The organism is Streptomyces sp. NPDC005151 (assembly GCF_053599875.1).
Genome location: NZ_JBSFYR010000068.1, coordinates 1 through 12,687 on the forward strand (window position 1 = coordinate 1; position 12,687 = coordinate 12,687).

General features: G+C 69.4%; 10 protein-coding genes and 1 pseudogene. 6 read left to right on the forward strand and 5 right to left on the reverse strand.

Annotation, left to right across the window (positions count from 1 at the left end):
* Positions 1 to 190: 190 nt before the first annotated feature.
* A complete protein-coding gene (locus ACWD6R_RS28770) occupies positions 191 to 853 on the forward strand; it encodes a DUF6461 domain-containing protein (RefSeq protein WP_451821385.1) in 663 nt (220 codons plus the stop codon).
* 145 nt (positions 854 to 998) lie between these two features.
* Here the strand turns inward: ACWD6R_RS28770 and ACWD6R_RS28775 are convergent, their stop codons facing one another.
* Entirely contained in the window at positions 999 to 4,031 is a 3,033-nt protein-coding gene (locus ACWD6R_RS28775; protein ID WP_451821363.1) for a Tn3 family transposase, read from the reverse strand.
* Between the two features lie 280 nt (positions 4,032 to 4,311).
* Between ACWD6R_RS28775 and ACWD6R_RS28780 the strand changes: the two genes are divergently transcribed.
* From ACWD6R_RS28780 to ACWD6R_RS28790, 3 genes are all read left to right on the forward strand, one after another.
* On the forward strand, positions 4,312 to 4,383 hold the full coding sequence (locus ACWD6R_RS28780) for a putative leader peptide (RefSeq protein WP_309544753.1): 72 nt from the start codon (positions 4,312 to 4,314) through the stop codon (positions 4,381 to 4,383).
* Between the two features lie 73 nt (positions 4,384 to 4,456).
* The gene (locus tag ACWD6R_RS28785; RefSeq protein ID WP_451821364.1) at positions 4,457 to 5,011 is read left to right on the forward strand and encodes a cysteine dioxygenase; all 555 of its coding nucleotides are present in this window, start codon (positions 4,457 to 4,459) and stop codon (positions 5,009 to 5,011) included.
* Positions 5,008 to 5,415 carry a rhodanese-like domain-containing protein gene (locus ACWD6R_RS28790; protein ID WP_451821365.1) on the forward strand — a complete coding sequence of 136 codons (408 nt, stop codon included), beginning with the start codon at positions 5,008 to 5,010 and terminating at the stop codon, positions 5,413 to 5,415. Before ACWD6R_RS28785 ends, ACWD6R_RS28790 begins: the two co-directional genes overlap by 4 nt.
* 61 nt (positions 5,416 to 5,476) lie before the next feature.
* Here the strand turns inward: ACWD6R_RS28790 and ACWD6R_RS28795 are convergent, their stop codons facing one another.
* On the reverse strand, positions 5,477 to 8,050 hold the full coding sequence (locus ACWD6R_RS28795; protein ID WP_451821366.1) for an FtsX-like permease family protein: 2,574 nt from the start codon (positions 8,048 to 8,050) through the stop codon (positions 5,477 to 5,479).
* Positions 8,047 to 8,658, reverse strand: a complete 612-nt coding sequence (locus ACWD6R_RS28800; RefSeq protein ID WP_451821367.1) for an ArsR/SmtB family transcription factor — start codon at positions 8,656 to 8,658, stop codon at positions 8,047 to 8,049. The genes ACWD6R_RS28795 and ACWD6R_RS28800 overlap by 4 nt, the downstream gene beginning before the upstream one ends.
* Before the next feature lie 241 nt (positions 8,659 to 8,899).
* On the opposite strand from ACWD6R_RS28800, the gene ACWD6R_RS28805 reads away from it, so the two are divergent.
* Entirely contained in the window at positions 8,900 to 9,538 is a 639-nt protein-coding gene (locus ACWD6R_RS28805; protein ID WP_451821368.1) for a DUF6197 family protein, read from the forward strand.
* Positions 9,539 to 9,684: 146 nt separating this feature from the next.
* On the opposite strand, the gene recX is transcribed toward ACWD6R_RS28805, so the two are convergent.
* Positions 9,685 to 10,413, reverse strand: coding sequence for a recombination regulator RecX (gene recX / locus ACWD6R_RS28810; RefSeq protein WP_451821369.1), 729 nt, complete (start codon positions 10,411 to 10,413; stop codon positions 9,685 to 9,687).
* A 3-nt stretch (positions 10,414 to 10,416) separates the two neighbouring features.
* Positions 10,417 to 11,547 carry a recombinase RecA gene (gene recA, locus ACWD6R_RS28815; RefSeq protein ID WP_451821370.1) on the reverse strand — a complete coding sequence of 377 codons (1,131 nt, stop codon included), beginning with the start codon at positions 11,545 to 11,547 and terminating at the stop codon, positions 10,417 to 10,419.
* A 291-nt stretch (positions 11,548 to 11,838) separates the two neighbouring features.
* Between recA and ACWD6R_RS28820 the strand changes: the two are divergent.
* Positions 11,839 to 12,680: pseudogene (locus ACWD6R_RS28820) on the forward strand (SDR family oxidoreductase).
* Positions 12,681 to 12,687 lie beyond the last annotated feature (7 nt).

The following is a 12,687-nucleotide window of genomic DNA, read 5'->3' on the forward strand; positions in this document are numbered from 1 at the left end:
AGCTTCCTACGCCCCTGCGGCCCCCGGTCCGCGCGTATCTCGAAGTCCATTGCATCCCCTGAGCTGGGGTGTTGCAACGACCACTAGAACTCAAGATGATTCTCGGGGCCCTTCCGTAGAGCTGAAGGAGATCAACGTGGAAGACTCGCCGCCCATGCCGTGGGCATGGGTCACAGATCCGAGCACGGTGATGTGGTGCGTGACCTTCACCCGCTGCATCACACCGCACGACGTCCTTGCCCGGTACGGGGCCGACAGCCGAACCGCCCAAATCCTGACTCGACAGCAAGCCGTGCAGCTCAGCGGGAAAGAGGGATCGGTGCTACGTGCCGGGGCCCTGGACGACTGGTCGTTCTGCTTCGAGGAGTACGGGGTCATGGGCGCAATGTCCGGCCCTCTGTCGGCACTATCCCAAGGCACCGAGACCTTCAGCGTCCTACGGGGCGGGGACGGCATGAATGGCTTCGCGCGCTGGCGCGACGGTCAGTGCACCGAGCGTTTCGAGCCCGGCTACACCTACACCAGACCACCTGCACCACACCCCTGGTGGGACGCGGTGCAGGAACAGCTCGACGCAGAGGGCACGGAGCATCCCGGTCTGGTACCCGTGCTGAAAGCTGTAGCCCACCACACCGAGGCGGCGCTCGGCACCGACACCCTCAACGGCCCGCTGCTAACCCTGCTCCTCGACGACAACAGCCGAACCCCCGATCCACCACCTCGGCCGCACCCTGGACCCCTTCAGCCACCGGGACGTCTGCTGGGACCTGCCCTGCCTCCGCCGCCTGCGGCACGGCACGCCCCCAACGTCTCCACCATCCAGCACACGCACAGCCTCAAGACCGAGGAATAGCAGCATCGCCCTTGGCGAGCGCGCACGTAATGGTGCGTGGCCCAGATTATGCCAACCCCAGGTCTACGGCCGTGGCTACGCAGGATCGAGGTAGTCCGTTCCACCAGGCTGGACTGACGGAACGAGGGGCAGCCGACCATCCTCATCAGCTCCCGGCCGCAGCTGCCTCATCCTGCGGACTGCGCGGGCCGGGCACCGTGGCGGCGAGGTCCAGGTCGAGACGGCTGTTCATATCCAGTTCGAATCTTCCATACGGATTCACGTGGGTCCAGAACAGAGGCGACAGTGCCCGCCGGTCTGCCTCGGTGAGCTTGCCGGCCCACTTCGGGTCGGCCAAAACCTGCTGTACCAGCAAGGTGTTGACATGCACGAGACTGCTCTGCAAGAGGTGCAGGGCGAGCATCGAGACCTCCTGGCTCTCCTTGTCCGCCCCCGTCAGATCGCCGTCCTTGCCATAGAACAGGTCCTGGTTCGCCGAGTTCCAGTTCTCCACCACCTGCAGGCCCTCACCGATCTCCTTGCGCATGTCCGCGTCCGAGAGGTAGTCGCAGATGAACGCCGTGCGCACCGCGCGCCCCAACTCCTCGATCGCCTGGTAGGTCGGGTGCTTGGGGCCGCCCTTGGTGAACCGGCGCAAGACCTGCTCGGCCTCGGCGGTGCCCAGCCTGAGCGCGGTGGTGTACTTCACGATCTGGTCGTACTGCTGGGCGATCAGGTCCCAGTCGATTGTTCTGGTGGAGAGCACCGGGGCCAGGTGGGGCCAGTTCTTGTCCTCACCCGCCGCCGGCCGGTACAGCCGGGCCCGCCCGATGTTCTTCAGCCTGGGCATCAGCTTGAAGTCCAGCATGTGCGCGAAGGCGAACCCGACGATCGAGGCGCCGTGGGTGTCGGTGTACTGGCGGTCGACCTCCATGTCGGTGCAGTGCCGCAGCACGCCCTCGATCATCGCGGCGACCTCGGAGGCCGAACAGGACTTCAGCTGGCTGTAAATGCACACGGACTTTCGTTCCACATGCCAATAAATCATGACCCCGGGGCCCCGGTAGCGCTGGTGCCACTCCGTCATGAAGTTCGACGACCACGCGCCGAACTTGCGGCTGTCGGAGGCACACGCCGTACCCGTGCCCCACCAAATCTCATCGCGGACCGCGAAGGTGGCGTTGACCAGCTTCACCAGCGCGGCGCGCATGTTGGCCCGGTTCACGAACAGGTGCCGTACCCGGCGCAGCGTCGCTTCCGACTCGCCGTGCTTGCCCGTCACCGCGACCCTCTTGATGCCCATGTTGGTGCCCAGCCCGAAAAGGACCAGAAGCAGCCTTCTGCGAAGGACGTCCCGGGACAGGTTCTCCCTCGTTGCCACCGAGGTGAACTCGGCGATGAAGTCGGTGTCGAACTCCGCGTACTTCAAGATGTCCAGGAGGTCGATGGTGCCCCAGCGCCGTTCGATCTCAGCCTTCACCGCGACCAGGTTTTCCGGTTCCTCCTGCTTGGGCCGCGGCGAGACCTTGATCCACCCCTCGCCGTTCTTCTTCACGATCGCCACCCCGCCGGTGGTGTCCGTGGCCAGCGCGGCCTCGAACCGGTCCAGGGCTTCGCGGTGCTTGTGCTGCAGGGCCGCGATGAACTTCGCCGGGTCCTGGGGCTTTTGGATCGCGTCGTAGTGCACGTCCCGGTTGTCCTCGAAGTCCTGCGGCAGGTCGTCCTCCGGGTTGCGCCACCGGTTCGCCCCCACCACCCATATCTCCCGGCGCCGCAACGCTTCGCGCAGGCTGACCAGCGCGCACAGCTCGTACGGGATGCGCTCCACGCGGCCCTTGTCGTCCACCACCGCGGCCCGCCACTGATCGGGCACTACGCCCTCCAGCGGCACACTCTCCGCTGCGTCGAAGAACGCGCCCTCCTTGGCGATGGGCTGGTCCAGGTACCGCTGGAGCAGGTCGATCGAGTCCATCACCGGCCGGTACGCGGTGTTGTTGCACTTGAGCGTCAGCGCCTTCAGCAGCGGCTTGAGCATCCGGCGCCAGTGCGCCGAATACGCCGATCGTAGTACCGTGCGAATCCGCGCCTTGTACTTCGCCTCGTTCGCCGCCGCCTCCGCGGCCAGGGCCTTGAGCGTCTTCTCCCCGCCGACCACCGGATAGATCACCCTGCGGACCGTGCCCGAGGGCTCGGACAAAGCGGCCTCGGCGACCCGCAGCATCATCGCCTCCTTGCCCCGCACCTTCTTCAGCTCGCCCGTCAGCTCCTTGTCGACCTTCTTCTCCGCCCTGGTATTGATCTTCAGCACAAGCTGGATGAACAGCTCCACCAGCGAGTCAGTGATCTCCGTGTGCCGCACGTGGCACAGCGCAGCCAACAAGGTCAGGCGCATCGGCGGCTTCATCCGCTCCAGGTTCGCTGGGTACTCCTTCGCCGCCCGCGCCCGCCAGGCGTCCACCTGCTTCTCCGACACGTCGGCGAACAAGTCCGCGGGCAGCTCCAGCTTCCGCACCCGCTGGAGCTTGTCCACCTCCGCGAACAGGCTCTCCAGCCCCGGCGCCCCCGGGTCGGCCTTGAGCTCGGTGAAGAACGACCGCCCGCCACCGGTTGTCGCCTGGCCCCCCGACGGTTCCGTGCCCGCCTCACCGTCCGCGACCAGGTCCTCCAGCCGTGAACGCGTCGCGTGGGACAGCCGGTCCACGGTGTTGCGGCAGAACTGCGCGTCGAAATCCCTGACGGCCTTGCCCACCAGCCGGCCGACCTGACCGGGCGTCGGCGGCTCGATGTGGTCATTGCGGCAACGGGCGACGACCGCCTCCGCCAGCCGCTCGCGGGACATCTCCACCCCGCACAGTTCCGCCGTCAGCCACTCGGCCAGCTTCCCCTGGTCTTCCTCGGTGTTCGCCCGGAAACCGAAGGCGTCACGGATCTCCGTCCGGTGGCGGGTGGCTGCCCGGCCCCGCCAGTCGTACCCCGCCCACTCCTGCGCCGGCACCTTCACCTGCTGGGCCACATAAGCCACCGCAGCGGCCGGGACTTCCCCGCCGGTCTCCGGGAAGCGGGCCTCCACCTCGAAGAACTTCAGCAGCATCGCGAAGCCCAGCCTGTTCGCCCCGGACTTGTTCCGCAGCCGCTTCATATCGTCTTCGAGAAGTGTCCAGACCTCGATGAGCTCTTCCGGTTCCCAGTCCTGACGCACCCATTGCTCCTTCGCCCAGCCAGTTGGATCACCACATCGTGGCGATCCGTCAGCAGAAGCGGAACGAGCGAATCCAAACCGACGCCGGATGGTTGCTTAGCGTTACTAGTCTGGTGGCCGTAGCTATACGAGAACTGGGCCGGAACAACCCGCTTCGCGGGACGTTCCCGAAAACCGGGATCAACCCCTACAAGCCGACCCCACCGGGGTTGACGAAACAGATAGGGGCACCCCCCCCCGGGCAGCACATGGTGTACTCCGAAATGTGACCGACACCGATGTGCGCCTGTGGCGGAGGGTCCATATGGACCTCGTCCGCTATGCGGGCTGCGTGTGTCGCCCGTCCTGCTGAATCGCCTCTCCCCGCCGCGGCGTGTGCTCTGTCGCACGCCGGGCATCACGCGCGAACTCTCAGGACGGTCCCTGTGTCTGTCTCTCCCCCACCTTCTGTACGCACGCCTTCTTCCGGCCCGGACTCCGGTGCCGGTCCCACGGCTGCGGAACTGCTCGACTTCGTCCGTCGTACGGCGGCGGACCCCGGTCTGATCGCCTCGCTCCCCCTCGATCCCGAGGTGGGCCGCACCTGGATCCGGCTCGACGGCCCCGGCGGCAGCGAGGCCTGGCTGATCGGCTGGCCGCCGCGCACCGGCACCGGCTGGCACGACCACGCCGACTCGATCGGCGCCTTCACCACCGCGGCCGGCACGCTCACGGAGCGTTCGCTCGCGGCCAGGCTGCCCGCCGACGGCTGGAAAACCCTCGAAGTGGCCGAAGGCGTCGACCGGTCCCGGCAGTTGACGACCGGCCGGGGCAGGGCGTTCGGGCAGCACCATGTGCACGAGGTGCTGAACGAATCCGGCACCGAGCACGCGGTCTCGGTCCATGCGTACTATCCGCCGCTGCCGCAGATCCGGCGCTACAGCCGTACCGGTGCGCTACTCCGTCTTGAGCACATCGAACGCCCGGAGGACTGGCAGTGAGCGACGAGCGCAACAACGGTGCGGAGCGGCTGGGGATCGACGAACTGCTGGAGCGGGTCCGGGCCGGATACGACCGCATCGGTCCGCACGAGGCGATCGCCGCCGCAGCGGACGGCGCCCTGCTGGTGGACATACGCTACGCGGCGCTGCGCGAGCGGGACGGGCTGATTCCGGGGGCGCTGGTCGTCGAGCGCAACGAGCTGGAGTGGCGGCTCGACCCGCAGGGCAGCCATCGCGCGCCGGAGGCGGTCAGCCACGATCTGCGGGTGGTGGTGGTCTGCAACGAGGGGTACGCGTCGAGTATCGCGGTCGCGTCCCTGAGGCAGTTGGGGCTGCACCGGGCGACCGATCTGATCGGCGGGTTCCAGGCGTGGCGGGCGGCGGGGCTGCCGGTCGGCGCCTGACCGGTGGCGGGCCCGGCCGCGCTGCTCCCTGCGCCGTTCCGCCCGCCACCGGCCGGCGGTGTCACTGCTTGGACGTCGCCACCTCCACCGGGCTGACCTTGAGTGCCAGCCGGCCGGGCAGCGTCGAGGCGACGAGTGCCAGCAGTGCGGCTGCGCCCACCACTGTCGCGTACACCGACGGCAGGACGGTGGGCGCCGCACTGCCGGTCATGCCGATGCTGAAGGCGGTCAGCACGGCGAGGGCGATGCCGGTGCCGAGGGCGGCGGCGATCAGCAGAACCGACAGGGCTTCGATACGGAGCATCCGCAGGACCTGGCGTCGAGTGGCACCGGCCAGCCGGAGCATGGCAAACTCCCGGATCCGCTCGGACACGGACATGGCGAGGGTGTTGACGACCGCGATCGCGGTGAAGGCGAGAACCAGGCCCATGGCCAGATAGTTGACCTCTGCGTTCTGCTGCTGCCGGTCCGCCTGGAGCCGGTCGGCGGTGGCAGGGGCGAGCACGGCGATGCCGGGGAACTTCCGCAGCGCGGCGGCGAGGCGGCTGCGGTCGCTGTCTCCGGCGACCAGGACCGTGGCGGCGAGGGGGTTGTCCATGTGACGGGCGACCAGGTCGTGGGGCAGGGTCAGATCGCCGAAACCGAGGCCGCGGGTATAGACCGCGGCGACGGTGAGGGTGGTGGGTGTGCCGTCGCCGAGGTGCACTGTCAGTTCGCTGCCGGCGTGCAGCCCCAGCTGTTCGGCGGCGAGTTCACTGATCGCGGCGGTGCCGGGACGGGCTGCGAAACCGGCGAGCGAGCCGCTGGTCACCTCGGGGTCCCAGGTGTGGGCGAGACCGGCCTGGGTGACGCCCTGAGCAGTGAACTTCTCGAGGCCGACCCTGACCGTGGTCCGTACGACCTCGGTGGCGGCCGTCACACCCTGCGTCCTGCGCACGGCCTCGACGGCGGCGGACGGGACTCCGGGCCCCTGGGAGGAGAGGACCCAGGTGGCACGGGTTCCTTCGCGGGCCTGGGCGCGGGCGGCGTCACCGAGGGTCGGCTGGACGAAGAGAACCGTGCAGGTCATCGCGATGAGCAGGGTGAGCGGGGTGACGACGGCGGCCATCCGGGTGGAGTTTCCACGGATGTTCGCGGTGGCGAGAGTGCCTGCGGAACCGGTCGGCCGGAGCGGGCCCGCAAGCAGTGCCGCCGCCACCTTGACGAGAAGCGGTCCGAGTAGCGACACGGCCGTGGCCAGCACCACGACGGCCAGGAAGGTGACGGGGGTCGAGGCCGCCTCGTTGCGCAGGCTGCCGAGTACGGCGACGAGCGCTCCGCCGCCCGCGAGCAGCACCAGACCTGCGGCGATCCGGACCGCGGCCGGCCGCTCGCGCTCGACCGTGGACTCGGCCATGGCCTCGGCAGGGCGGATACGGGCGATCCTGCGGCCGGAGATCCTGGCGGCTGCCCAGGCACTAAGAAGGGTGACGGCGAGGGCGGCGAAAACCGGGAAGATGCCCGCGGTGCGTTCCAGCGACGGTGGGATCGCACCCATGTCGATGAATCGACTGTGGAGCCAGCCGGCGAGCGGCAGTCCGGCGAGCGAGCCCAGCACGCCGGCCACGGCCCCGACGACCAGCGCCTCACGCCCGAGAAGACGGCGGACCTGGCGCGGTGTGGCGGCGATGGCGCGCAACAGGGCCAGCTCACGGTGGCGCTGCTGGATGGAGAGCGCAAAGGTGCCGACGACCACGAGGATCGCGACGAGGAGTGAGGTGCCACCCATCGCACCGCCCATGGAAACGAGCTTGATCCGGGCGCCCGCGGCATCCAGGAACTCGACGGGGCCCCGGTCGTCGCCTGTGGACACCTGCGCGGTGGTGCCCCTGAGCGCCTGCTCCACCTGCTGCTTCAGCCGGTCGAGGTCCGTGCCCGGCGCGGGCACCACACCGAGGGCGGTGACCTGGCCGGGACGGGCGGAGAGGCGGGCGGCCTCGGCGCCGGAGAAGAAGAGGGAGGTCTGCTGCCGGAGGTCGCCGCGGTGGGCCGGGGCCGCGACACCGCTGATGCGGTACGGGCGGGGAGCGCCGGTGGACTGCACGGTGAGCCGGTCTCCGGGCTTCAGGCCGGTCCGCTCGGCGAGACCCCGGTCGATCACCACGTCGTCGGCGGAGACGGGGGGACGGCCTGCGGTGAGAGCGAAGGGCGTGAGGGAGGCGGAGGCCCAGGAGTGTCCGTACGAGGGCGTGGAGGATGTGGCGGGCTTGGCGACAGGCTTGCCGGCGGACTGGGCAACGGGCACGGCGAGGAAGGTGAGTTCGGGGACCACCTTGCGTACGCGGTCCACGTTCCGGATCCGGTCCGCGGTGGCTGCGGGGAGCCAGGCGCGCTCAGCGACGGGTTTCGCCTTGTGCTTGACCTTCGTCTTCCCGTTGCCCTTGTGCTTGACGGTGGTCCGGTGGACATTCTGGTCGGCGGAGACGATGAGCGGAGCCGCGGCATAGCGCTCGGTCGCGATCCGTCCGCGCAGGCCGGTCTCCAGAAGCGTGCCGCAGGCGGTGACAAGGGCAGCGGCGCACATCAGGGCCAGCAGGGCGCCGAGGAACCCGCCCTTGCGGTCTCGGATCGTCTGCAGGGCGTAGCGCAGCATCATGATGCGTCCGTCTCTCTCGTGCGGTTGTCGGCCGTAAGGGGCGGGGCCGGGAAGGCGAGCAGCCGGGTGTGGACCGTGCGGGCGCCCGGCGGAGTGTCGGCGTCGGACCGCTTGTAGCGGTTCATGAGGGCGATGTACTCCTCGAAGAACGCGTGGAGCTCGGGGAGCGTGAGCCGGATGGCGCCGCGCGAGTACGGGAACGCGTCGGCCCACTCGCCCCGTTCGCCGCTGTCGCGCTGAAGCTGCTCGAAGAGGGCGAGGTCGGCGGCGTATGCATGGCGGTTCAGCTCGTCCATGGCGAGCCGCACCTCGGGGCTCTGGCGGGACCGGGGCGGGAAGCGCCGGTCGCCGGGAACGGCCCGCCACCACCTCGTCCGACGCCCGTCCGGCTCCTCGGCCGGGATGTCCTCCACGAAGCCGTACCTGGCCAGTTCGCGCAGGTGGTAGCTGGTGGCCCCGGTGTTCAGCCCGAGAGCGCGGGCAAGGATCGCGGACGTCGCGGGGCCGTGCAGGGTGAGGTGCTGAAGGATCTGCTGCCGCCTCGGCTGCGCGAGCGCTCCGAGAGCGGCCAGTTCTGTGATGCCGGTGCCACCGGACTTCTCTGCCATGCGTCACACAGTGCTCTGTGCACAGGTACCTGGGCACTGGAGCGCGTCGGCGTCTTCGTACGGGGGTTTTCCCCCGGCAGCCGCTGTCCCGCCTCCCCTCGGAACCGCTCCGGAACCGACCCGGGACCGACCGGGATCCGACCCGACACGCACCCGAATGGCTCACCCCGGTGGAGCGCATTCACCACAAGACGGACATTCGCCTCATACAAGGGATCGATATGACGGAGATGCCACGCAGATGCCGACCACCGCCCTCACCCCCGACCAGCTCGACCGTCAGGCCGCCCGCCTCCATGACACGGAGGCCTGGCAGCAGATCGTCACGGGCTGGGACATCACCGTCCCCGAACCGGTGCGTTCCGCCTCACCCGGCTCCGTGCCGCACCCGGCGGACCGGCATCCGGCCGACTGGCGCGATCTGTTGTCCGTGCCCGTCGACCAGCTGATCGCCGACTCGGTCCGCTCCGTGCCCCCGGCCGCCCCGCGCGAGCGCCCCCTCCCCGGGCGCCTCGGCGCGATCCTCCCCGACCGGTTCCACAGCTGGCGCCGCATCGGGCAGCCCGAACTGCGGCCCTCCACCCACCTCGCCTATGCCCGGCAGATCCTGACCGAGTGGGGCTGGCAGAACACCCCGTACCGGCTGCGGAACGCCCGCGGCGCCCGGTGCGTCTGCGGCGCCCTTCTCACCGCACACCGCCTGGGCTACGGCTCCCTCGACACCGTGGACCGGGCCGGCGCCTGGATCGTCGCCGAGCTCCGCTCGCAGGGCTGGACCGACCTGATCGGCCCGTGGAACCGACACCCCGGCCGCACCGCGGCGGATGCTGTGGCCCTGCTGGACGCCACCATCCGCCGCTCCTCACATGCCGGGCAGTGACCGCCGCGCCTCCCCCGACCCGCAGCAACCCCCGGCGTGCACACCGTCACCGTGCACGCCCTCCGCGCGCAAGGCCCGCGCCGTGTACATCCGCTGCGTGCACGCCCCCTGTGTACGCAGCCCTGCACATCCCGATAGGGACGCCGTCAGAACGGCTCGTCCAGGCCTTCCGTGTCCTCGCCCTCTGCTTCGAGTGCCTGGCGCACCACGCGCAGGGCCATCCCCTCCCCGTACCCCTTGCGCGCGAGCATGCCCGCAAGGCGGCGCAGCCGCTTGTCGCGGTCCAGTCCGCGAGTGGAGCGGAGTTTGCGCGCGACGAGCTCGCGGGCCGTCTCCTCCTCCTGCTCGGAGTCGAGCTGCCCGACGGCCTCGTCGATCACCGCCGAGTCCACCCCCTTGGTGCGCAGCTCCCGGACGAGAGCGCGGCGGGCCAGCCCCCGGCCGTGGTGCCGGGACTCCACCCAGGCGTCGGCGAACGCCGCGTCGTCGATCAGCCCGACGTCCTCGAAACGCGACAGCACATCTTCGGCTGCCTCGTCCGGGATCTCCCGTTTACGCAAAGCATCCGCAAGCTGCTTGCGGGTGCGCGGAGTCCCGGTGAGCAGCCGCAGACAGATATTGCGCGCCTGCTCGACCGGGTCTCGCGGCTCCCCCTTCTCGGCCCTCGACGAGGAAGGGGAGCCGCTGTTCCTGGAGCGGGAGCGGGCACAACGGTCCGCGCCCTCGCCGACTCGCCCGCCCGAGCCGGTGCCGTAACCGGGACCGGCCTCCGGCCCGTATGCGGACTCGGACGCGGAATCGGCCGTGCGCCCGGCGGCTCCTGGGCCGGGACCGGCGCCGACAGCGCTGTCCGGCCACTCCGTACGACGCGTCACGGTCTAGCTCTTGGCCGCCGCAGCCTTGGCCGGCTTGGCCTTGCCGGCCGGAGCGGGCACCGACTTCGCGCCGTCGGCCGGAGCCGCAGCGCCGCCCGCCGCGTCCGCACCGGGCTCGACACTCAGAGCCGCGTCCGGCCTGACGCCGATGCCCAGCTTTTCGAGAATCTTCTTCTCGATCTCGTTGGCGAGGTCGGGGTTGTCCTTGAGGAAGTTACGGGCGTTCTCCTTGCCCTGGCCGAGCTGGTCGCCCTCGTACGTGTACCAGGCGCCCGCCTTGCGCACGAAGCCGTGCTCCACGCCCATGTCGATCAGACCGCCCTCGCGGCTGATGCCCTGGCCGTAGAGGATGTCGAACTCGGCCTGCTTGAACGGCGGCGCGACCTTGTTCTTGACGACCTTGACGCGGGTGCGGTTGCCGACCGCGTCGGTGCCGTCCTTCAGCGTCTCGATGCGGCGGATGTCGAGGCGCACCGATGCGTAGAACTTCAGCGCCCGGCCACCGGTCGTGGTCTCCGGGGAGCCGAACATCACACCGATCTTCTCGCGGAGCTGGTTGATGAAGATCGCGGTGGTCTTGGACTGGTTGAGCGCGCTGGTGATCTTGCGGAGCGCCTGGCTCATCAGACGGGCCTGCAGACCCACGTGCGAGTCACCCATCTCACCCTCGATCTCCGCGCGCGGCACGAGCGCCGCGACGGAGTCGATGACGATCAGGTCGAGAGCGCCCGAGCGGACCAGCATGTCCACGATCTCGAGCGCCTGCTCACCGTTGTCCGGCTGGGACAGGATCAGGTTGTCGATGTCGACGCCGAGCTTCTTCGCGTACTCGGGGTCGAGGGCGTGCTCCGCGTCGATGAAGGCCACCGAGCCGCCGAGCCGCTGCGCATTCGCCACCGCGTGCAGCGTCAGCGTCGTCTTGCCGGAGGACTCCGGCCCGTAGACCTCCACCACACGGCCGCGCGGCAGTCCTCCGACGCCGAGGGCGACGTCGAGCGCGGTCGACCCGGTGGGGATCACCTCGATGGGCTCGTTCGGCCGCTCACCGAGGCGCATCACCGCGCCCTTGCCGAATTGCCGTTCAATCTGTGCGAGTGCGGCGTCCAGCGCCTTCTCGCGGTCGGTTCCTGCCATGGGTTCCACCCGATTTGCTTGAGTCGATCGCTTCACGTCAAAGACGCTAACCCCTGCCACTGACAATGGGCCTCGACGTCCTCCCGGCCTGTGGACAACTCCACGGTCGGGCCCGGGAAAACCCGGCCGGAATCCCATGAGAATGGATGTTCGATTTCAGTGTCAAGCGCACCGCGCCGGACCGGCCCGCCCCCAGAGTAGCGCCTTAGCATCGCGCACTTTGGGAGTCAAGGAGACGTGGTGAACCTCATGCTAGATTCCGGCCATATGGTGACATCACCGGCAGAAAGAATGGCCCTGGTCGCTGGCGCCACGCGCGGTGCGGGCCGAGGCATCGCCGTTCAGCTGGGGGCGGTCGGAGCGACTGTCTATGTGACCGGGCGGACGACCGGGACCCAACGGTCGGAGATGAACCGTCCGGAGACCATCGAGCAGACCGCGGCTCTCGTGGACGAGGCGGGCGGCCACGGGATCCCTGTGCGGGTGGACCATCTCGTGCCCTCGGAGGTCTGCGCACTGGGGGCGCGCATCCGGCGGGACCACGGCTGCCTGCACGTTCTCGTGAACGACATCTGGGGAGCAGAGATCAAGTGGGGCAAATCGGTCTGGGAGTCCTCCCTGGACACCGGCCTGCACACCCTGCGCCTTGCCGTCGACACCCACGCCATCACCAGCCGCTACGCGCTTCCGCTCCTCATCACGAGTACAACGCCGCCACCTACCGGGTCTCCTTCTTCTACGACCTGGCCAAGGCGTCAGTGAACCGGATGGCGTTCGCCCTGGCACACGAACTGAAGCCGCACAGTGCGACCGCCGTGTCGCTCACGCCCGGCTGGCTGCGCTCCGAGGCCATGCTCGATGCCTACGGCGTCACCGAGGCGAACTGGCCCGACGCGATCGCCCGCGCGCCGCATTTCGCCATCTCCGAGAGTCCCGCATTCGTCGGCCGGGCCGTGGCCGCGCTCGCGCAGGACCCGGAGGTCGCACGCTGGAACGGACAGTCGTTGTCCAGCGGGCACTTGGCGCAGGTCTACGGCTTCACCGACCTCGACGGCAGCCGCCCCGACGCCTGGAGGTACGTCCCCGAGGTCCAGGACGCGGGCCGTCCGGCCGACGTGACGGGCTATCGCTGAGCCCGCC

Excerpts from the sequence above, each read along its gene's own strand:
- ACWD6R_RS28770 (WP_451821385.1), top strand. The coding sequence starts at position 191 with ATGTGGTGCGTGACCTTCACCCGCTGCATCACACCGCACGACGTCCTT.
- ACWD6R_RS28795 (WP_451821366.1), bottom strand. The coding sequence starts at position 8,050 with ATGATGCTGCGCTACGCCCTGCAGACGATCCGAGACCGCAAGGGCGGG.
- ACWD6R_RS28800 (WP_451821367.1), bottom strand. The coding sequence starts at position 8,658 with ATGGCAGAGAAGTCCGGTGGCACCGGCATCACAGAACTGGCCGCTCTC.
- ACWD6R_RS28805 (WP_451821368.1), top strand. The coding sequence starts at position 8,900 with ATGCCGACCACCGCCCTCACCCCCGACCAGCTCGACCGTCAGGCCGCC.
- recA (WP_451821370.1), bottom strand. The coding sequence starts at position 11,547 with ATGGCAGGAACCGACCGCGAGAAGGCGCTGGACGCCGCACTCGCACAG.